We start from the raw sequence: 21,645 nt of genomic DNA on the forward strand, positions 1-21,645 counted from the left end.
TCGACTTGCATGTGTAAGGCATGCCGCCAGCGTTCAATCTGAGCCAGGATCAAACTCTTCAGTTCAAACCTGTTACTGTTTTTCGGTTCTGTTACGAACCGGTCGCTCACTCAACGTACTGACGAATGATCATCCTGCCAGCGTGTTTCCACCCCAGCAGGAAAACCTTCCTTTAATACTAGTGTGAGACTTGATACTTTCGCTTCCAGCAGACCCCGAAGAGTCCACTGCGCGTCGCGCATCAAGCGCCCACACTTATCGGCTGTTAATTTTTAAAGATCGATTACGCATTCACCACCAAAACCGCACCGCGCACTGCAGGCATCAACCGCCCGCCTCGCAACCACCGGTACCGCTTCGTTCTGCGTCGCTGCATCAGAAGCAGAGAAACGAGATTATGAAGATCGACCGACAGGTCGTCAACCCCCTTCTGTGAATTTTCTTTTGGGTAAGTGCGAATCAACGCCAGAACTTGCATCCCTCCTCAGCGCCCCTATATATAGTAAGGCAGCAGAATGCGAGCACGCCGTGTGAGGGTGCGCGACTTCATCTATAGTAGGAAGCCTGTCGTTAGGCGCGGCGAGCTGTCGACGCGCCGCCTGTGACAAGCATCCGCCCTATGACTAGCGGGGCGCGAACAGGCCGTCGACAGGAGCGCACGACGAAATCGTGTGCTCACAATGAGCGCGAAGGCGCAAGTTCGGATATACTACGAGCCGCGCGAATTTCGCACATTTCTATCGGCCCGCTTCGCGCGGGCTCATCTTTTTTGCTCCCCAAGAGCACAGCCAAACAACCGCGTTGAGTCACTCAGGTGATGTTGAGCCATGCTCGAAACGCCTGACGGTAGCGTCTTGCGTCTCATAGCGAAGCCTCTAGAGGAGAATACGTGAACCCTTTTGATCGCGAAGATTCGCAACACGAAACTGCCGGATACGCCGCCAAAGCGCCCGCTGGCCGTACAGCCAAGGGCAAGGGCGCAGGCAAAGCGATCCCCGTAGCGGCTGAACTGCCGCCGCAACAAGCCGAAGAGCGTCAACGCCAGATGCGCGCGCTGATCCAGCTGGGCAAGGAGCAAGGCTACCTGACCCACGCGCAGATCAACGACCACCTGCCCGACAACTTCGCGCAGACGGCGGCAATCGACAGCATCGTCAGCGCCTTCAACGACATGGGCGTGTCGGTCTACGAGCAGGCTCCGGATGCGGAAACCCTGCTGCTCAACTCGAACGCCCCCGCCGTGGTGTCGGACGATCAGGCAGACGAGGAAACCGAAGTCGCGTTGTCGACCGTCGATTCCGAGTTCGGCCGTACGACCGACCCCGTGCGTATGTACATGCGCGAAATGGGTGCAACCGAGCTGCTGACCCGCGCGGGCGAAATCGCGATTGCGAAGCGCATCGAAGACGGTCTTCACGAAATGGTGCAGGCGATTGCCGCGTGCCCGCTCGCGATCTCCGCCATTCTGGCGAGCGCCCAACAGGTAGCGGACGGCGAACTGCGGATCGACGAACTGGTCGACGGTCTGAATGAAGACACGCTCGCCGCGGAAGACGCCAACGCGAGCGCGGACGCCGCAGCAGACGTCGACGCCGACGCGACCGACGATGACGACAGCGATAGCGAAGACGACGACGACGCCGGTCCGGCCGACTCCTCGGCAGCGGACGAAGCACGTCTGAAGCAGCTCACCAGCGATTGTCTGGAAATCTTCGCGCAAGTCGGCATTCTGTCCGACCAGCAGAACGCCTCGCACACGCGCGGCGACGTCACGTCGAAAGCCTATCAGCGCGCCCGCGAAGAGATCCAGCAGCACCTCGCGAAGATTCGCTTCACGGCCCGCACGATCGACCGCCTGTGCGGCGACGTGCAAAGCCAGGTCGCGCAGGTTCGCGCGATCGAGCGCAACATTCTGCAAATCGTCGTGACGAAGAGCGGCATGCCGCGCGAGCAGTTCATCGAGTCGTTCAAGGGTCACGAAGCCGACCTCGGCTGGACGGAGCGCGCCGCGCGCGGTTCGTCGTCGTTCGGTGCGGCGCTGGAGCGCCATCTGCCGGCAATCCAATCGGAACAGCAAAAGCTGATCGACATCGAAGCGACCGTTTCGCTGCCGCTCAAGCATCTGAAAGAGATCAATCGTCAGATGGTTGCGGCCGAGTCGAAGATGCGCAAGGCCAAGAGCGAGATGATCGAGGCGAATCTGCGTCTCGTGATCTCGATCGCGAAGAAGTACGTCAACCGCGGCATGCTGTTCCTCGACCTGATCCAGGAAGGCAACATCGGTTTGATGAAGGCGGTGGACAAGTTCGAATACCGCCGCGGCTGGAAGTTTTCGACGTATGCAACCTGGTGGGTTCGCCAGGCCGTGACGCGCTCGCTCGCCGACCAGGCGCGCACGATTCGCGTGCCGGTGCACATGATCGAAACGATCAACAAGCTCAACCGCATTTCGCGCGAGATCCTGCAGCAGACCGGTCAGGAAGCCCATCCGTCAGTACTGGCAGAACGCATGGAACTGTCGGAAGAGAAGGTGCGCGGCATTCTGAAGATCGCCAAGCAGCCGGTGTCGATGGAAACGCCGGTTGGCGACGACGGCGACGCCACGCTCGGCGACATGATCGAAGATTCGGCAGCTTCCTCGCCGGCTGACGCAGCGATGCAAGCCGACTTGCGCGCCGCCATCGACGACGCGCTCGACTCGCTGTCGCCGCGCGAAGCGAAGGTGCTGCGTATGCGCTACGGCATCAACACGAAGTCGGACCATACGCTCGAAGAAGTCGGCAAGCAATTCGACGTCACGCGCGAGCGGATTCGTCAGATCGAGAGCAAGGCGATGCGTAAGCTGATGCATCCGAGCCGCGCAGACCGCCTGAAGTCGTTCCTCGACCGCTAAGCCGGTCGTTGCGCTTGTCGTGCATCATGCACGGCAAGTGCATGCCGTACACAACGCGCGGTTCAATCGCGAACCGTGTCGATCAGTTGGGCCGCGCCAGGCTTATCAAAAGCGAGGTGCGTCCAACTTACGCCGCTCTGGCGATTGGCAATTCCGGGCATCGTTCCGTCCGCCCTGCTCCCCCATCCGAAAAAGCACATACCAATAGCGGCATAGCAACTGCGTCCTGGCTACGGGCATAACCGTCGGGACATCGTCCTTCCATGGGTTACGGCTGATTGGTGCCGGGCTAAATGGAGTACCGCCCGAGTGCCGTCGGCAACCGCCGCATTTATCCACACAAATTGTTCGCAAGCCTGTGGATATCCTGCGCAAGACTCATGCAAGTCGTTGTGCGCGTTGAGATTTCATGCCCTGCTCGCACCGGGTCGCAAGCACCGGAGCGAGCGGCTCCGCAGGCAAAAAACGCACAGCGTTAGACTTAAGGCATCACAAACGTCTTCACGAGCGTCAGCTCGCCCGGCTTACGCATTGGCACCCGAATCGTTTCGCTCTTCTCGCAGGGCGTATTTTCGTTCGTGATGATCGTCACCTGCGCGACGGTCATATCGCTGCCGCTGTTTCCGTTGCCGTAGTAATTCACGTAGACGAGATACGTGCCCTTCAACGGCGCCGCCGACGAGTAAATCTCCGGCCCATAGCCGGTCGTCACATCCACGTCGAGCGCACCGCCATTCGGCGCAACGCGATCGCCATACCAGGTATGCACGCCGTCCGGCGAGACCACATGCAAGTCCAGATCGGTGCCGTCGGTGTCCCATGCGAGCACCACGCGCAACTTCGGTTGCGTTTTGCCGCTGTACGCGTCGTAAAACTGCACGCGCTTGCGCGAACCGTCCGGCGCCCGCAGTTCAACGCTGTTGCTGCCGGACGGAAACGCGTAAGGCCGCGAGAACTTGCCGTCCTCCTCAACGCGCTGCGGCAACGGCGTACCGTCGACCACCAGCGTGCCCACGGTGGTGCCCTTCTTCTTCGGCGCGTTACGGATTTGTCCCTCGATCAGCGCGAACTTCGACTGGCCTTCCGGCGTCGACACCGATACCGCCGGGTAATGCACATCCTGCGTATAGCGCTCGCTGTCGCCGCTGGTGTTGCGCCAGCCGTTCAACGGCGCGCCGAAGTCGATATCGCTCGCGTGCGCCGCCGTCGCAGCCTGCAAACAGGCGACGACGAGCATCATCCAGCCAGCCTTCACCCAACCCGTCGTCTTGACCTTCATCGTCACTGCTCCCATCGCGCTGTCAGAGTCGCTCGCTTTTCACGAGCAGCAGGTCGCCGATCTTGCGCAGCGGCACGACCATCGTTTCACGCCGCTCGTTCGGCGTGTTTTCATTGAAGACCAGCGTCAACGTCGCGGTAATCACGTCGCGCTCGTGCGCGGCGGCGTCGAAGTTGTAGCCGGTCGAATCGAAGTTGCCCCAGTAGTTCAGAAAGAACAGCCACGTCCCGTGCTCGGGCGCCGCCGACGAAAAAATCCCCGGCCCCGCGCCGTCCACCGAATCGACGTCGAAGCCGCTGCCGTCTTCGAGCGTGGGATTGGCGAAGAACGCGTGCAGACCATCCGGCGTGATCACGTGCAGATCCACCTGCGCTTTCGGATCATCCCACGTGACGATCGCGCGCAGCTTCGCTTGCGGCTTGCTGCGGTCGGCTTCGTAGAACTGCATGCGCTGGCGCTGCTTGCCGTCGGCGGAAATCAATTCGATGCTGTTCGAGCCTGCGCCGAATGCCCAAGGGCGCGCGAACGCGCCTTGGTCGTCGGTATAGAGCGGCGTCGGGTTGCCGTTGACGACCAGCGTCGGCGGCTTGCGCGCGTGTTTGTCGATGTGCTTCAGACGTCCTTCGATCAGCGTGCGATAGCGTTGCGCGCCACGGTCGACCGGCGGCCGGGGATACGCCGCGACGAAGTGCTCGCCTTCGTTCGTCAGTCCGCTGTGGCGCCAGCCGCCAAAAGCGCCGGTCAGATCGACAAGCGCGCCGCCACCGCCGCCGCCATCCGCGCCGGCAGCTTGTACATTCGTCGCCATACTTGCCGCCAGCGCAGCCGAGGCCACGGCAATTGCCATGTGCACTCGAACACCGCGCGTAAGAGATGGCAAGGTGACTTTCACGCGAACTCGAACGCACTGCATAAGCGGCGCCAAAGCAACGGCCGCAAGAATTCGAACCCGGCGCATCACAGGGAGCGCGCGGAGCATGGCGGAAAGCGAGCGCGAGACGGTATTCATTGGATCGGATTGTCGGTACGGATCAGCGTGCGGGCGGTACGTTCGACGAACGCTTCATCGAGGCCACGCGGATGATGCTGGAACGCGAGGTGAATATATTCATGCGCCAACGCAATGCGGTCCTCTTCGGTTTGCAAGCGATACACGTACACGCGATTGCGCTGCGCGTCCGCATAGGGCCGTCCTTCGCGCACTGCGCACACGGCCGGCAGATCAGGCGTCTCGTAGCCGGCCGCGCCGTCCATGCGCCGCGCCCACAACGGCGCGTTGCGCTGCAGCCATTGCTGCGCGCCGGCCACCTGGATGCAATCGCCAGACAGCGGGCTCTCGAACGACGTCAAGGTCGCTTGCGGCCAGGTGCGCGAGAGAATGGCATCGAAAGTGAGACCGGTTTGCGCGGACGCCTTCGCGGCAAGCCAGCTCATCTGACCGGGTGCGGCCTTGTCGTGGTGATACTGAACCGGCACGCCCGTGAGCACCAGCGCGTCGGTCAGATCGGCCGCACGGCGCGCGGCAGCGGTCGGGGCGCGCGGCAGGACGCGCTGCGTGCTGCTGCTGTCGTCGATACGGAAGCAGCCGTGATCGTGATTGCCATGCTGCACGACATAGGAGCGCGCCGCCACCGCCAAAGCTTTCGCCGCTTCCGGCTGGCTCGTGTCGCCTTCCCGCTCGACCACCCGCGCGACGTAGTCATTCATGCCGAAGCGGCCGACCACTTGCGGCGCACCTGCGGCGTCGCGATCGAGCCGCAGTTCGCCGCGGCTTTCCACACGCGCCCAGTTACCGTTGGCGAAGCCGATCCGGAAATCGCCACGCAGCGGACCCTCGGGCGCCGCTGCCGGCCCTTTGTCGCCGAGCACCTGACGAATCGGATAGCGGCTGAAGAAGTCGACCAGCACACAGGCGTTGTCGTCAGGCACGGTGACTTGTGTGAGCAACGGCGCGATGCGCGGCGCGGCCGCCGCCAGCACGCGCGCGCTGCCGCCGGGGCCGCCCAACCACACCGGCGTGCCGTCGGCCAGCCAGCCTGCCGCGCCGCCAATCGATGCCCCAGGCCGAGCCGGGTCTGGCATGGTCCAGGTTTTGGCGCGCAGCACGCTGCCGTATAGCGACACGGTGCCTTCGCCGCGCCCACTGGTCAGCACCGACACCAGCGTGCTCGCCGCCGCTTCGCGCGGCCGTGCCGGCATCGCCTGCAATGCGGCGAGCAAGCCGGTCACCGGCACGCGGTGCGTGGGCGTCATCGCGTGGAGGTCGCGCAACCAGACGGGCGCATGCGCGGCCGTCCAATACTTGCGCCAGTCGGCGGGATCGAGTTGCAGGCGTGCCGGCTCGAAAAAGCGTCCGCACGATTGCACCAGCGCATGTTCGCGGTCGACGTGGCCGCCCGTCATGCAGCAATACACTTCTTCAGGATCGCCGCCGCTGCAGGTGTAGTCCGGCGTGGCGATGTTGCGATCGACCAGATAACCGTAGACGAACAGCTTCCACACGCTGCCGAGCGGCGTTTCCAGTGTCGCCGGCAAGGGGCGCGCGGACTGCGGCGCGAGGCCGTCCGCGGCAGCGCCGGCGTTGAATTGCCAAAGCTGCAATTGACCGTCGCGCAACCAGGCGAAGTGCAGCATTTGCGCAGAGGACGCGGTTGACGGAGCGATCAGCGACGAGCTTGACGCCGACTCTGCCGATGAGCGTGGCGACGACGTTGGCGACGCATTTGGCAACGAGCTTGGTGCCAACCTTGACGACGCAATTGGCGATGGGCTTGACGGCGAAGTCAGCGGCACAATCGGCGCCGACATTGACGGCGCGGCTGACAATGCAGCCGCAGCAACCACGCCCCCATCACCCAAAACACATCCCGCTCCCACGGCGAGCGCAACCCGCAGCGCAGCTGCCAGACGATCGCGCGAGTGCCAAAGAGCGGAGAACATAGCGGTCTCGCTTACTGAATACGCAGGGTCGTCACGCGATCGCTCTTGCCGCCTTCGAACGCCTTGGCGTCCGGCTGATACATGCGGAAGTAGCGAGCCGGCGGCAACGCGAACGTGCCCGGTAACGCAAAGCGCACCAGTTGCCGCAACGTCACCGGACGATCGAGCAAGGGCACCGGCTGGTGATAAGCCAGCTCACCCATCTCGTACGACGCGGCGCGCGCGAACGGCTGCGGACCGCTTACCCCTTCCTTCTCGCCCGGCAAACCGTCGATCGACACGCCCCAGCTGGTCGCCTCGACATCGCCGCCCGGCGGCAGCGGCACGTCGAGCAGACCGTAGTGGTATGCGTTGCCGGAGCGCGGCGTGAGCGTGACTTCATCGACGTACAGCGCATTGCTGTCGATCGCATCGCCTGACTTGACCAGGCGCGCGGTGAACGCCGAGCGACCCAGCTGGCTCTCGGCGCCGCCCGCCTTCTTCGGATCGACCGTCACTTCGAGCGGCTCCAGCTTGTAGAAACGACGTTCGACCGTGATGTTCAGACGGCTGTCCTCGCTCGTATGGCTGCGGAACGAGACCAGCGCGTTCACGTCGGTGCGCGCGCCACCTGCATCGAGCGTGGCCGGCAAACCTCCCAGGGGGCTCCCTTCGGCGCGTGCGGCACCGGTCCACTTCCAGAGCGGCGTACCGGTCGGCGTCGCAGCGCGCGTCCAGCCTGCGACTTGCAGCGACGGCAGCGAAGCCGGCGTCGTGTCGCCGCCGAGCGCTTTGCGCACCCACAGCAACGTCAACGCACGATCGAGCGTCGGGTAGTCTGCGCTGCTCTTCGCGAGCAAGGCCGATGCATCGACGGCCGCGCCACTGTCTCCACCCGTCATGTAAAGCAGGCTCTGTACGAGCGGAGCGGGATCGTTAGCCAATGCCGCGCGTACAGCGCTCGCCGCAGCATCGAAACCGTCCGGCAGTTGAGCATTCGTGCTGCGCGCCATGTTGGCGATCAGCAGCGTTGCCATCTGCTTGCCGCGCGGCGAATCGGCTTGCGCGAACACGATGCTGTCCGACGCGCCATACGTGGCGTTACCAGACGGCGCCTTGCCGGTGGCCGCTGCATCGCTCATCAAGTCCGCCGCTACGCCCGAAACCGGCGTTGCGACCGGCAAGCCCATCTGCTGCATGAACCACAGCGCCAGCGCGCGATGCAACAGCGGTTCTTTCGCACCGGCATCGCGATAGACGTCCATCGCATGCTGCCAGTTGTCGGCGGGCAGCGTAATGCCGAGGCTGCGGCTCGCGAGCCAGTCCGCGTAGTACGCGTAAGCGGTAATCAGCGAACTGCCGCCAGTCGTATCGCCCCACCAGCCGAACGTGCCGCCAACACCCGCCAGCATCGCCAGACGTTGCCGCTGATTGCGCAACAGCGCTTCGAGCCCCTGCGTGGAACTCGCGCCGCCGTCACCGCCGAGGCCGCGGCCGATGGCGTCGTGGGCGAGCGCCAGCGGAATCAGGCGGCTCGACGTCTGCTCGGCGCATCCGTATGGGTAATTGATCAGATCGTCGGCGACGCGTGCGAATTGGCTCGCGGCACTGCCGACAAAACGCACGCTAATATCCTGCGCATCTTGCGGCAGATTGAGCGGCTTGTTCGAGCCGTCGAGCGCCACCGTGTTCTGATGCAGATCGAGCCAGCCGCTCGCATCGAGATGGATAGTGGTCTGCAAGCGATCCACGTCCTTACCCGTACGGCGCAAGCTCGCGTTGATCACACCCGCCTTCAGCGCGCCACTCGGCAGACGCAGATAGTTGGCGCCGCGCTTGAGCGTGACCTTCTGGTTCAACGAGAGGCCGCCACCGTCGACCACCCACTCGGCGTCCATATCCGCGTCGGTTTGATTGAAGGCGATCATGTCGATGGCCGGCTGATCGTTGACGCGGAAATGCGACGGCCCGCTCCACTTGAGATACAGCGCCTTGTCCGAGCGCACATACGCGGTACGTTGACCGACCATACCGTCCGGCGCCGCCGCGCGCACGGTGATGCGCCAGCGGGCCAGCGAGTCCGGCATCTTGAACGTCATGGTGGCGTGACCGTTCGCGTCGGTCTTCAGCGTGCCTTCCCACGCGGCGGTGTCCTGATCGTCACGACGCGGCCGTTCGAGCACCTTCACGCCGCGCTCGTTGTAGTTGGCGCGTTGCGGGCCGCCCGGCGCGCCCTTCAACGGCGAGCGCGCAAGGTCGTACGTAATGAACGACAGACTCGACGACGTCCGCACATTGTTGCGGCGCGGGTGATAGAAAAAGTCGACGATATTCGGCGCGATTTCCGGCTGCAACACGTAGACCATTTCATCGACCACGCTCACCGTCAGGTTCGCCGCTTCCGGCTTGCCGTTCAGCGTGCTATCGAAGTTCAGCGTGACCGTATCGCCCGGGCCGTACACCGGCTTGTCGCTCTTCACGTTCAATTCGAACTGCGGCTGCGCGACCACGATGCCCGCGTTCTGGAACACGTATTCGCCGGCATGCACGTACAGCACCGAAAACGTCATGTTCGGCGCGAATTCTTCGCCGACCTTGATGCGCGCTTTCCATTGCGACGGGGCCACACGTTGCAATTGCAGCCAGTCGCCGCCGGCTGTCAGCAACGCACGGTGTTCGACGTTGTCGCGCTCCAGCGTCAGGAGTGCATCGTCGACCGGCATCGGGAAGGTGATCAGCGCTTCGGCGGTATCGCCGATCTTGTACTTGTCGCGATCGAAGACGATCTCAACGCTGCCCGGAATCGCTTTCAGGCCATCGCCTGCAACCCAATGACTCGCGGCGGCGAGCAGGTTGCCCGTGTCGTCCTTGACGGACAGCATGTACGACCCCGGTTCGTCGAATTGCACCGGGAACGACAGCTTGCCGCCTGCCGTTGCGCCTTTGAGTGCGCCTTCGCCATGAGTTTGCGATTCGAGGCGCGTCCATTCCCACTTGGCCGGCGCGTGTGAAGACGGATCGATTGCACCGAGCGCTTGCAGATCGAAATTGACCGCTTCCTTCGGCTGCGAAAACGACTTGGCCGTCGACAAGCGATAAGGCGTCGCGCCGCGCGCGATCAGCACCTCACGCGTCACACGCACCTTGTACGCCGCGCCGTCCTGCGCGAACAGCGTCAACGCATAACGGCTCGGTTCTTTGGCGGCGGGCAGCGTGAGGCTCGCGTTGCCGTCGCTATCGGTCGTGAGTTCCTGCTGTTCCAGCTTGACCGGAAACAACCCCGCATAGCGCAGTTCACCGTCGACGATCGTCACTTTCTGCGCACGCAGCGTGACCGAAACCTTGCTGTCGCGCACAGGCTTGCCGTCCGGATAGCGCAACTGGATCTTGCCCTTCAGTTGCTCGCCGGTTGCATAGTCGGTTTTATCCATCGACAGGTTGACGTCGAAATGCGGCTTCACATATTCGGCGACGCGAAATGCGCTGCCGTATACATCGCCGTTGTAATCGAAGCGCAGCGTATAGCCGCCGGCGGTGGCATCGGCGGGCAGCGTGAACGAGGTATCCGCGCCCGTATCGGAAGCAAAATGCACCTTGCTGGTCGCCACCGGCGAGCCGTTCGGATCGAGTACGTCGAGCTTGATATCGGCATCGGCCGGCGCGGTCGATTGCGTCGCGTTCTGGAACGTGCGGCCGATGAACTTCACATGCACCGCGTCACCCGGCCGGTACATCGGACGGTCGGTCACCGCGTAGATCTTGGTGTTGTAGATCTCGCTGTCGTAATAGAAATTCTCCGAGACGAACACGCCGCCTTGCGGATCGGTGCCCAGAACATAGCTGCGCTCGGGGCTCACGTGTTGCAGCACCAGTGCGCCGTCGCTGCCGGTCGCGCCGCTTTGCAGCACGCCGACGCCGTCGGTCCAGCTCACGTCGGTATTCGGCACCGGCTTGCCGTTATCGCGCCGTGTGGTCCACACCAGCATGCCGCTCGACGCCGCTTTCACGACCGCGACCGTGTCCGACACGAACAGCAAGGTATGCGCGCGATAGTTGCCGATCACAGCCTCGACGATATACAGCCCCGGCGGCAGCTTGCCGACCGGAATCATCACGTTGCCTGAACTCGCTTCAATGAAGTTACTGCTGCTGCCTTCGAGATTCACTCCCTTCGGCGGCTCGATCACCTTCGCGTCCCAGATCGGATAGCGAAAGCGCGCGACCATGTCATAGCCTTTCAGCGGCGCGAACTGCGAGTTCTGCTGGAATTGCGTCTGCTTGCCGGTCTCTTCGCCGAGCTTGAATTGCGGCTCGGCTTGGGTCGCCTTGCTGCGCGTTGCGAACGACAGCACGCGCTGCCACGCGCGGCGTGCCTCGGTGAACCAGCGGTCCCACAAATAAGCCAACGTATTTGCCAGCCCTTCGCCCTGGTAATTCGGCGCGACATTCAGTCGATGCAGATTCTTCTGCGCCTTCAAAAAGTCCAACGGCTTCGGCACGCGATAGACGACGATGTCCGCGCCGCCGTACGCCTGCAACGCATCCTTAAACTCGCGGCCGGGTGCTTCCAGCCGCACCTGCGCCAACTGATCGCTGCCGAAGCTCGCATCCGACAGCAGGAAGAACGGCTGACCGTCGACCTTCTGCGAAGTGAAGTTGCTCGACGGCGCCGATTGCAGCGTCGGATTCGCGGCGATGTTGGTATCGGCGGCGGTGCTCGAGGCGTCGTCGTCGGCATAGGCCGTTGGTGCGATGACGAGCGTCATGGCCGCGAAGAGCGCGACCAGCGCGACGCCCGCACGACGATGTAAGTTGCCGAGCCAGGCGCGCGACGCGGTGACGGAATTCAATCGGGTCATGGTGTCAGAAAGTCCAAACGAAACACGCCAACGAAATTCGGATTGCCGTCGAGCGGCTGCCAGCGGGAATCTTTCCATTGCATCAAGTCGGAGACGGCGACGGCGCGCAGACCGGTATCGGTCGGCGTAACGGTGCCTGTGTGATAAGCGATGTAGCGATCCAGCCAGATCATCAGATGCTGGTCGTCGCCCTGGTCGAAGAACAGCAAGTCGCCGGGCAGCGCCTGATTCACGTCCTTCGAAACAAACCGGCTATTGCGTTGAATCAGCGCGATCGCCGACGCGTACGCGCCGGTGGAACCGTCGAGCTGGGTCCAGCGATTCGCGATTCCGCGTTGCGATGCGGACAACTGCAGTTCGGGCGGCATGCTGCTGGTGTCCGCGAGACTGGTCATGCCATTCGCGCGCAGCCATTTGCTGTCATGCGGCTTGAGCGTCTCGCCGACGGCAAAGCGCACGAGGCCCGCACAATCGCGTTGCGTCCAACGCGGTGTTGGGCCGCGGCGCATTTGCTGGTCGACGATCCGCACGAACCAGGCGCGAAATGCGGCGGATTGCTGAGGCGAGAGCGCGTCGGGGTCGGGCGATGCGGTTGCGGTGGTGAGCGCGTTTGCGTAGGGCGCAAGGCTGGCCATCGCGAACGCGGAAGCCGCCCGAGCGAGCCAGATGCGCCGCGTGACAGCGATGGTACGGAGCATCGGCGAAGAAGAAGTAGCAGTCGCGTCAGTGGTGGCGGATGCGTCGCCCGCGCCAGTGGCGAAATGCGCGGCTCGTGCGCGCTCACGCGTCGCACATTCACGCGCCTGCGCCTGCACGCGCGCATCCGCCGCGAACGCCACGTCGGAGACGTGAAGGCGGCGCATTCAATCGCCCTCGGTGCCGGGCTGATCCACCGGTGCATCAGCCGCACCGGCATCCGCATCGCCACCCGCACCCGCCTTCGCGCGATCGAACCACCACTCCACCGGCACCCAACCCGTCGAACCCGGCAAGTTCTGCGGCAGTGTCAACGAAACCGGCGGGTAGTGTGCAAGCGCATGCAGCTTCGGCACGAGATGGGTGCGCGACGCATTGCGGAACACCGCTTCCTGATCCGGCGGCAGCGCCGCGCCCGCTTCGCGTTCGATCAACGCAGCCGCGGACGACGGCGTCAGCGTCAGAATCGTGCGCGGCAGCCGCTGCGGCGCGAGCGTATCGGCGAGGGCCGGATAGCGCTTGTCGAGCACGGCGAGCGTATCGTCGACCAGACGTGAATCAGGGGAGAAAATCAGATAGCCGTGCGCCAGTGCGAGCGTCACCGGGAAATAGCGCTCCGCCGACAGCTGCGACGCGAACGACGCCTTGCTGGACAAAGCGGTACCCGAGCGCGCACTGACCGGCCGTTGCCACACGGTGACGCCGGCGCCCTGGTCGTGCTTCGTGACCGGCAAGCGGCGATAGCCCGAATCGGCGTCGCCGGATTTGGCGGCCTTCGCCTCGTACGCGCCGATCACGCCGCCAAAGGTCTTACCGAGCGAGGCCTTCAGCGCAGCGATGCCCGCCGCGTCCTGCGTCTTCACGCGAGCGACGAACACCGGCGCGACCAGCGCGGACTTCGCATACCAGCAGACGGCCGCAGGGCCGGCGAGCTGATCGCCGATCGCAGCAGCGCCATCCGCGCCAACATCCGCAACCTTGCCCAACAGGCCCGACGCCTCTTTCCAATCGGCCGGCAAGCTCGCGCACGCTGCCGGATTGGCCGGCAACGCGCGCCACAAGTCGGCGCTATTCCACTCCTCGGGCAACTTGCCTGGCTCGATCAAAGCGGACGTCTGCCAGTTCGCCGCCGAGTTGCCGGTCGGCGAAAAATCGAATCGCAGCGCGTCGATACCGGAGAAAAATGCCTGATAGCCAAACGACAAATAATTCGCCGACACCACCAGCCGATGTCCCTTCGGCGCATCGCCGGGCGCGTCCAGTTGATAGGCGCGCGCCGCATCGTCGCGGCCAGACGAGAGCATCTCGGACACGGCGTCGGCCCGCTCGCTCAGCAAGCTGCCTTTCGCGTCGAGCAGCACGCCGGGTGCGGACATCACAACAAGGCGGTCGTCCTTCGTCGCGAACAGAATCGTGCGGCCAACCGCCAGCTTCAACGCATAGACGGGCACGTCGCCGGAGAGTTTGGCGACCTGGCTCAGCTGCGAGTCGCTCGCGACAACGTTGCCGAAGCCTTGCAGCAGCTTCGCCAGACCGTTACGGTGCATTGACATCACCCAGTAACCGAGGCGGCCATCTGGCGAGCGCCACAGCAACACATGCGCGGGTTCGTCGAATACGCGGCGGATCAATTCATCGCGCCAGTCCAGTTGATGTTCGAATGCGAGACGCCGCAACGCGCCTTCTGTGGACAGCCGCGTGTCGTTCGATTCGTAATAGTCGACGAAGTCCTGAGTCAGCACGTCGTGCAACAGCGGCACACGCAAGATGTCGCGCGGCAAACGCGAGAGCGCTTCGCTGTCGATCACTGCGTCCGGGTGATGAATATCGAGCACGACTTCGCCGTTTTCAGCGGCTTTGCGATGCGCGAATGGACGCCACACCGCCTGAATGACGATGCCGGCCACGACCAGAAGACCGACTACCAGGATTGCAATCTTTTTACGCGACATCTTCATCTGATTTTTTCTGGTTCGATGCGACGGTATTAACGTGGATTGCCGATGAATTAACTCATCGGGATCATTCGCCGAAGGCAGCGATGATAACCGATATTTTTAGCTCAAAACCGGCGGCACTCTCCATTTAACAATTAGCCATGTTTCAGGAGTTTGACGGAAATACTGGGCGAATGGAATTAAATCATTAGAAAGCACGCCCATTCGAAGCAGCGGCTTGAGTTAAAACGGCGGGCCGAGCAGGCGATGGCATACAAGGTAGGAAGCGCTTACGCCTGCTGCCGCCCTGAACGGGACAGAGGAGAGCGTGCGAGCATAGTCTGGCCGCGCGTGGCCTTATGTCGCTTTACCGGACCTGGATGGTTACGCTAAATCTCCGCGATTTAGCGTCTGCATAAAAAACCCGGCTGCGCACCGCGTGCTCACCGGGTTATTTCAGGCATTGCTCTTACTGCTTTTCCGCAAATACAGCGTTAGCCGCCATCAAAAGAGTGTGAGCGCCTGCTTCATTCTCTGCACACCGGTTTCGATATCGGCCACGCCCGGCGCCGCAAATGACAAGCGCAACGCCGCCAGATCAATACTGTCTTTATAGAACGCAAGGCCCGGCACAAACATGACGTTGCGCTCGATACACGCGCGCAAATAATCGGACGCATTCTGCCCACCCTTCAATTGCGCCCACACGAACATGCCGCCGGCAGGACGATGAAACGCGATGGCGTCACCCAAATGCTCATCGAGCGCATTGCACAACGTGCGGCACTTCCCGGCATAGGCGTCGACGATCCGTGGCAGATGTCGCTCCAACGCGCCGCTCGCGAGATAGTCGGCGGCGATCGCCTGGGTCCACGGCGAGCTGCACAGGTCGACCGTTTGCTTGGCGATCACGCAACGGCGCAAGATTTCCGCATGCGCGATCATCCAGCCGACCCGCAAACCCGGTGCGACGATTTTGGACAGACTCGAAAAATGCACGACCCAGTCGCGCGAACCCGGCACCTGATCGCTCAACGCGAGCAGCGACGGCAACGCCGCGCCGCTGAAACGCAGGTCGCCATAGGGATCGTCTTCGACGATCAGAAAATGGTAGCGCGCCGCCAGCTTCAGCAACGCCATGCGGCGCTCGAGCGACAAGGTCGCGCCGGTCGGATTGGCAAAGGTCGGGACGGTGTAGAGCAGCTTCGGCGGCCGCGCGAATGTGCCCGCTGCGGTGCCCGCTTCCGTGTCCGCCTCGAGCAACGCGGCGAGCGCGGCGACATCGAGCCCGTCCTGGTCGACCGGCACCGTCACCACGTCGGCCCCTTGCAGCTTCAGTGCCTGCAAGGTCGCCGGATAGGCAGGCTGTTCGACCAGCACCACGTCGCCCGGCGCGACCATCACGCGCAGTAGCAGATCGAAGCCTTGCTGCGAACCAGTCGTGACGAGCAATTCCGGCGGCGTGCAAGGCGTACCGCGCCGTGTCATCAAATGCGCAAGTTGTTCCTTGAGGACGGCGAGGCCATCCGTCGGACCATATTGCAAACAGAGCGTGGGCTGCTGCGACGCACGCGCCGCGGCCGCGTCGAGACCTTCGCGGTCGAACAAATCGCTCGCCGGGTAGCCGCCGGCAAACGAAATCATGCCGGGCTGCGCCAGATACTTGAACAGCTCGCGGATCGGCGAACCGGTCGGCGCTTCGAATGCAGGATTGAACGTGAACATGGTGACGGGCCGTTTATCTTGTCGATGGAAGATCGGCGTCGATTGTGGCCATCGTCCGGGTAAGGGGCAAACGATATCTACGCACTACGTATTGCGTTTTCCGCATTACCTCGAACACGCCGGCTAAACCACGTTCTTCTCCACGATCGGCCGGTTTTCGAGTACGCGTGTAAAGCTCAGCGAACCCAGATCAAGCGTCGTGTAGCGGCCATGCAAAATCAATTCGCTGATGCCGCGGCCGGTTGCCGGGCCCTGTTGCAAACCGTGCCCGCTAAAGCCATTGGCGAAAATGCAGTTATCGACGTCCGGGTGATGTCCGATGATTGCGTTCTGATCGAGCACGTTGTATTCGTAGTAGCCCGACCAGCAGTTCTGCACGCGCAGCGCTTCGAATTGCGGCACGCGATGCGCGAGCGTTGGCCAGATCACGTCGTCGAATATCGCGTGATCGACTTCGTCGAGCGGCAAATCGTCGGGGTCGTTATCCGCGGACGGTGACGTACCGCAAATGAACGATGCGCCTTCAGGCCGGAAATACACGCCGCTCGGATCGATCAGCAACGGACAATGGTCGAGCCGCGCTGGCGATGTGACATTAAAAATACTGCGGCGTCGTGCGAACACCGGAAGGTCGATGCCGGCCATCTGCGCGACTTTGCGCGACCAGGCGCCCGCAGCGTTCACTACCACGTCGCAGGCGTAGACCTCGCCATTCGCGGTTTGAACTTGCGTGACGTGTTTGCCGTCGCGATGCAGCGCGGTGACGTCGGCGGCAACATAGCGTGCGCCGAGCGACTGTGCTTTTTTGCGCAGCGCCTGCACGAGACCATAGCCGTCAAACCAACCCTCGCCGCTTTCGCCGTAAGCGCCGGCAATGAGGTCTTCTGTGTTGAGCCAGGGAAAGCGTGCTTGCAACGCGCCTTTGTCGAGCAGACTGATATCGGCGCCGAGACTCTTTTGCAGCGCATGATTCTCACGCAGCGTCGCCTCACCGGCGGGAGTGGCGAGAAACAGATAGCCGCCTTCGTGCAGATCGATCGACGGTTTCGCACCATCAATCTCGAGCCGCTCGCCGATCGAGCGCAGAAACTCGATGCCGAATAGCGACATCTGAATGGAGAGCGGGGTAGAGAATTGCTGGCGAATAGATGCCGCCGATAATGCCGACGACGAACGCGCATACGTCGGATCGCGTTCGATCACCGTGACGCTGACCGTCGGGTCCGACGCCCGCAGAAAATACGCAATCGAGCTGCCGATCACCCCACCGCCGACGATCACGACTTTGGAACTCACGTCTTACTCCACGAGTAGCGTGGCCGCTCAGACACAGCGGGCGGCGCAAACGGATTGCTGAAAGAAGTTGTGAACAGCGGCGAGTGAATGCGCCGCTGTTTTCTACTGAATGCTCTACTGCTTTATGGCTACGTTGCGGTGCGGCTACTGACCGGATCAGTCGATATTGAAGTCGATGCCCTGCGCGAGCGGCAACGCCGACGAATAGTTAACCGTATTGGTCGCGCGGCGCATGTAGGCTTTCCACGCGTCCGAACCCGACTCACGACCGCCGCCGGTTTCCTTTTCGCCACCGAACGCGCCGCCGATTTCCGCGCCGCTCGGTCCAATGTTCACGTTAGCGATACCGCAATCGCTGCCCGAGTCGGACAGGAAGCGTTCGGCTTCGCGCAGATCGGTCGTGAACACGCACGACGATAAACCGTGAACCGCTGCATTGTTCGCCTCGACCGCATCCGCGAAATCCGAATAGCGCAGCACATAGAGAATCGGGGCGAAGGTTTCTTTCAGCACCACCGCCGTTTGCGACGGCATTTCAACGATGGCCGGACGCACGTAATAACCGCCTTCATGGCCCTTTACCTCGACACGCTCGCCGCCGAACACCTTGCCGCCTTCGGCCGTAGCCTGCTGCAGCGCTTCCTGCATGCGAGCGTACGATTGCTTGTCGATCAGCGGCCCCATCAGCGTGCCCTTTTCGAGCGGATTGCCGATCGGCACCTTGCTGTACAGCTGCTTCAGACGTTCGATAGTCTTGTCGTACACGCTTTCGTGCACGAACAGACGCCGCAGCGACGTGCAACGCTGCCCCGCCGTACCCACGGCCGAGAACAGGATGCCGCGCATCGCGAGCTCGTGATCCGCCGTTTGCGCGACGATCCCCGCGTTGTTGCCGCCGAGTTCGAGCAGCGAGCGGCCGAAGCGCTTCGCCACTTCAACGCCGACCGTGCGGCCCATTTCCGTGCTGCCCGTTGCGCTGACGATCGATGCGCGTGGGTCGGCCACCAGCTTCGCGCCGACATCGCGGCCACCGTTGATCAGTGCGGTCAGGCCGTCCGGCGCGTCGCCGAATTCCTTCAGCGCCTCGCTGAGAATCTGGTTGACGGCGAGCGCGGTCAACGGCGTCTTTTCGGACGGCTTCCAGATCACCGCATTGCCGCACACCAGCGCCAGCGCCGCATTCCACGACCACACCGCTGCCGGGAAGTTGAACGCCGAGATGACGACGCACGTACCCATCGGATGCCATGTTTCAGCCATACGATGACCAGGGCGTTCCGAGGCGATCGTCAGACCGTACAACTGGCGCGACAGACCGACCGCGAAGTCGCAGATGTCGATCATTTCCTGCACTTCGCCCATGCCTTCCTGCAGGATTTTGCCGGTTTCGAGCGTGATGATGCTGCCAAGTGCCTGCTTCTTTTCACGCAGACGGTTGCCAAGCAAACGGACCAGCTCGCCGCGGCGCGGCGCCGGGACGTTGCGCCAAGCCGTGTACGCGTCTTGCGCATTGGCGAGGGCCGCGTCGACTTCCGCCACCGTGTTGCTGGCCACGCGGCCGATGAGTTCACCGGTAATCGGCGAATGAACCGCGATGTCGCCGGCTTGCGCCGCGTGGGCGATGCCGAGGTCGGCGAGGATGGTGGAAGCGTCCATGAGAATCCCTTTAATTTCCGATGCGAAACAAGAGTAAGTTCGGAAACTATACACGCGGGATTTTACGGCGGCAAGGGTATTTGCCCGGAGCTGGGCGGCGGACGGGGGTGGAAGGGCTTGTGAGCTTGACGTTCTGGGGGGATGGTTGGCGTCAGGGCATGGTGCGGGTCGTTGCTGCTGAGGCGCCGGCGGGGCGGCGTAGCTCGCTCAATCGTTTCTTATTGGAAATTATTGGGCTCGGCTCACGCGGCGCTGCTCAGACGCCGGCGACCAGCTTGTCGACCAGCACGCGCGCGAACGGCTTGCGGAAGTACTCGCCGGAAAACCGCTGGCATAGATCGCGCACTGCTTCGCGAATGTCCAGGAAGGAAACCTGTTGCGAGGTTTGCATAGTCGAATCTCGTGGAGTTCAGGCGAACGCAGCCGTGGCGCGCATGGTCAGATAGCCTTCGTGGTCTTTGGCCCACAGGTCGATGTTTTTGCCGTCGACAGAGGGCTTGCCGCATACCGTGAACGGCTGGCCCGCGAAAGTGGGACGCAGCGCCTTGAACGCGAAACTTTGCAGCGTCGCATCCGGTTGTTCGCGGCGGACCAGATCGACCAGCAAGGTGGCGATTAGCGGACCGTGGACGATCAGGCCGGGGTAGCCCTCGACCTGCGTCACGTACGGGTAGTCGTAATGGATGCGATGGCCGTTGAAGGTTAGCGCGGAGTAGCGGAACAGCATGACGGCGTCGGCGTCGATGGTGCGCCGCCACGTTTCGCCTTCCGGCGCGAGCGCCGGTTGTGACGGACGGGCACCCTCTTGCGGCGCGTCGCGGTAGACGATGTCGTGCTCTTCTTCGAGCTTCAATTCACCACCGGCCTCGATCGCGTGCTGGACGGTCACGAACACGAGACGGCCTGAACGGCCGGTCTTGTCTTCGATATTGGCGATGGTCGACGTACGTTTCGCATGCTCACCGACTTTGAGCGGCGCATGAAACGTCAGACGCCCACCGGCCCACATGCGGCGCGGCAACGGCACCGGCGGCAGAAAACCACCGCGCTTCGGATGACCGTCAGGCCCGACCTCGGACATCGGCGCGATCGGCAGAAAGTACAGCCAGTGCCAAAGCGGGGGAACCGTATCGCCACTTCCTTCCCGGTCCAGGGTCGCGGCCATTGCCGTCAGCGGAAAAGCGGTGATGCCGTCTTCGGTCACTGCTTCCTTGTAAAGCCAGTCGTCGAGTTTCTCTGGGGAAGCAGACATGGGCAAGGTCTCCGAATACGCTTGTTGGGCTAAATAGAGTCTTACTATGAACCTTGCGGCACATTTCGCGAAGTTGGCATTGTCGAATCAGGCCTTTGCTTTTGCTTAAGACGCCCCCGACGCCTGCGTGGCAGGTTCGAGCGGCCCGGCCGTAACGATACGGGAATTGAAGAGCAAGAGTCGGAGTGCGAGGCCTTAGGCGCTTCCTTACACTCAGTCATGGTTCGATGAATCGCCTTACGGAGAATGCTCATGAATACGGTCGCGAAAAACTCGCACTTGCAGTCGCCGGAGTTGGAACTGGAGTTAGGGTTCGAGCCCAAACTGAAACACGCGGGCGCACTGGAGTCAGGCTTCGGCACCGTCACCGGCTCGCTTACGCAGCGTGTCGACGCGATCGACTGGTTCGATGTCGAAGCAGAACTGAACGGCTACGGCTGCGCGATGCTGCGCAATCTGCTCAGTGCGCCGGAATGCGACGCGCTGACCTCACTCTATCCGCGCGATGACCTGTATCGCAGCCGCGTCGTGATGGCGCGGCATGGTTTCGGCCGTGGTGAATACAAGTACTTTGCGTATCCGCTGCCGCATCGGGTGGCGGAATTGCGCGCCGCGCTCTATCCGCACCTTGCGCCAGTCGCGAACCGCTGGAACGAGGCGATGAATATCGATGTGCGCTATCCAGCCGCGCACGACGAATTCATCGCCCGCTGCCACGCCGCCGGTCAGATGCGCCCGACACCCCTGATGCTTCAATACGCCACTGACGACTTCAACTGCCTGCATCAGGATCTATACGGCGAGCACGTCTTCCCGCTTCAGGTCGCGATTCTGCTGTCCGAGCCCGGTGGAGATTTCACGGGCGGGGAGTTCGTGATGACGGAGCAGCGTCCGAGGATGCAGTCGCGCACGGAAGTCGTGCCGCTCGGCAAGGGCGATGCGGTGGTGTTTGCGGTCCATCACCGGCCGGTGCAGGGCACGCGCGGCGTGTACCGCGTGAATCTGCGGCATGGCGTGAGCCGCCTGCGGTCGGGCCACCGGCATACGCTCGGGGTGATTTTCCACGATGCCACCTGACGCGGACTGACTACGTGGGCCGCTCCAGGCGGCGCCGCTGTATGCATGCGGCAGAC

13 protein-coding genes and 1 rRNA gene are annotated in these 21,645 nt (G+C 62.7%); 2 read left to right on the forward strand and 12 right to left on the reverse strand.

The genetic code is table 11. The annotated features are described in order from the left end of the window. Positions 1 to 65 (reverse strand): 16S ribosomal RNA (locus tag HHL24_RS37830); the annotation flags it as partial. Positions 66 to 889: 824 nt separating this feature from the next. Here HHL24_RS37830 and rpoD point away from each other — a divergent pair. Next, positions 890 to 2,893, forward strand: coding sequence for an RNA polymerase sigma factor RpoD (gene rpoD, locus HHL24_RS37835; protein WP_169490420.1), 2,004 nt, complete (start codon positions 890 to 892; stop codon positions 2,891 to 2,893). Positions 2,894 to 3,374: 481 nt separating this feature from the next. On the opposite strand, the gene HHL24_RS37840 is transcribed toward rpoD, so the two are convergent. The 11 genes from HHL24_RS37840 to HHL24_RS37885 form a co-directional block, all read right to left on the reverse strand. Next, the gene (locus HHL24_RS37840; RefSeq protein WP_169490421.1) at positions 3,375 to 4,172 is read right to left on the reverse strand and encodes a YfaP family protein; all 798 of its coding nucleotides are present in this window, start codon (positions 4,170 to 4,172) and stop codon (positions 3,375 to 3,377) included. Between the two features lie 22 nt (positions 4,173 to 4,194). Beyond that, complete coding sequence (locus HHL24_RS37845; RefSeq protein ID WP_230417741.1) at positions 4,195 to 4,980, reverse strand: YfaP family protein; 786 nt, start codon at positions 4,978 to 4,980, stop codon at positions 4,195 to 4,197. Positions 4,981 to 5,177: 197 nt separating this feature from the next. Continuing rightward, positions 5,178 to 6,806, reverse strand: a complete 1,629-nt coding sequence (locus HHL24_RS37850; RefSeq protein ID WP_169490423.1) for a DUF2300 domain-containing protein — start codon at positions 6,804 to 6,806, stop codon at positions 5,178 to 5,180. Between the two features lie 317 nt (positions 6,807 to 7,123). Further along, a complete protein-coding gene (locus HHL24_RS37855) occupies positions 7,124 to 11,950 on the reverse strand; it encodes an alpha-2-macroglobulin family protein (protein ID WP_169490424.1) in 4,827 nt (1,608 codons plus the stop codon). Then, the gene (locus HHL24_RS37860; protein WP_169490457.1) at positions 11,947 to 12,648 is read right to left on the reverse strand and encodes a DUF1175 domain-containing protein; all 702 of its coding nucleotides are present in this window, start codon (positions 12,646 to 12,648) and stop codon (positions 11,947 to 11,949) included. The genes HHL24_RS37855 and HHL24_RS37860 overlap by 4 nt, the downstream gene beginning before the upstream one ends. Before the next feature lie 165 nt (positions 12,649 to 12,813). Further along, complete coding sequence (locus tag HHL24_RS37865; RefSeq protein ID WP_169490425.1) at positions 12,814 to 14,604, reverse strand: DUF2138 domain-containing protein; 1,791 nt, start codon at positions 14,602 to 14,604, stop codon at positions 12,814 to 12,816. Positions 14,605 to 15,087: 483 nt separating this feature from the next. Next, positions 15,088 to 16,308 (reverse strand): aminotransferase-like domain-containing protein, encoded by a 1,221-nt coding sequence (locus HHL24_RS37870; RefSeq protein WP_169490426.1) that lies wholly within the window; start codon positions 16,306 to 16,308, stop codon positions 15,088 to 15,090. Between the two features lie 123 nt (positions 16,309 to 16,431). Continuing rightward, complete coding sequence (locus tag HHL24_RS37875) at positions 16,432 to 17,604, reverse strand: NAD(P)/FAD-dependent oxidoreductase (protein WP_169490427.1); 1,173 nt, start codon at positions 17,602 to 17,604, stop codon at positions 16,432 to 16,434. 156 nt (positions 17,605 to 17,760) lie between these two features. Further along, complete coding sequence (amaB, locus tag HHL24_RS37880) at positions 17,761 to 19,260, reverse strand: L-piperidine-6-carboxylate dehydrogenase (RefSeq protein ID WP_169490428.1); 1,500 nt, start codon at positions 19,258 to 19,260, stop codon at positions 17,761 to 17,763. 256 nt (positions 19,261 to 19,516) lie between these two features. Beyond that, positions 19,517 to 19,651: a hypothetical protein gene (locus tag HHL24_RS44695; protein ID WP_268966774.1), complete on the reverse strand. Its 135-nt coding sequence runs from the start codon at positions 19,649 to 19,651 to the stop codon at positions 19,517 to 19,519. Between the two features lie 18 nt (positions 19,652 to 19,669). After that, positions 19,670 to 20,512, reverse strand: coding sequence for an FAS1-like dehydratase domain-containing protein (locus HHL24_RS37885; RefSeq protein ID WP_169490429.1), 843 nt, complete (start codon positions 20,510 to 20,512; stop codon positions 19,670 to 19,672). A gap of 252 nt (positions 20,513 to 20,764) precedes the next feature. Here HHL24_RS37885 and HHL24_RS37890 point away from each other — a divergent pair, with 252 nt between their 5' ends. After that, a complete protein-coding gene (locus tag HHL24_RS37890; protein ID WP_169490430.1) occupies positions 20,765 to 21,589 on the forward strand; it encodes a 2OG-Fe(II) oxygenase in 825 nt (274 codons plus the stop codon). Positions 21,590 to 21,645: the final 56 nt, after the last annotated feature.

The sequence above is a fragment of the Paraburkholderia polaris genome (genome assembly GCF_012927345.1).
GTDB classification, from domain to species: domain Bacteria; phylum Pseudomonadota; class Gammaproteobacteria; order Burkholderiales; family Burkholderiaceae; genus Paraburkholderia; species Paraburkholderia polaris.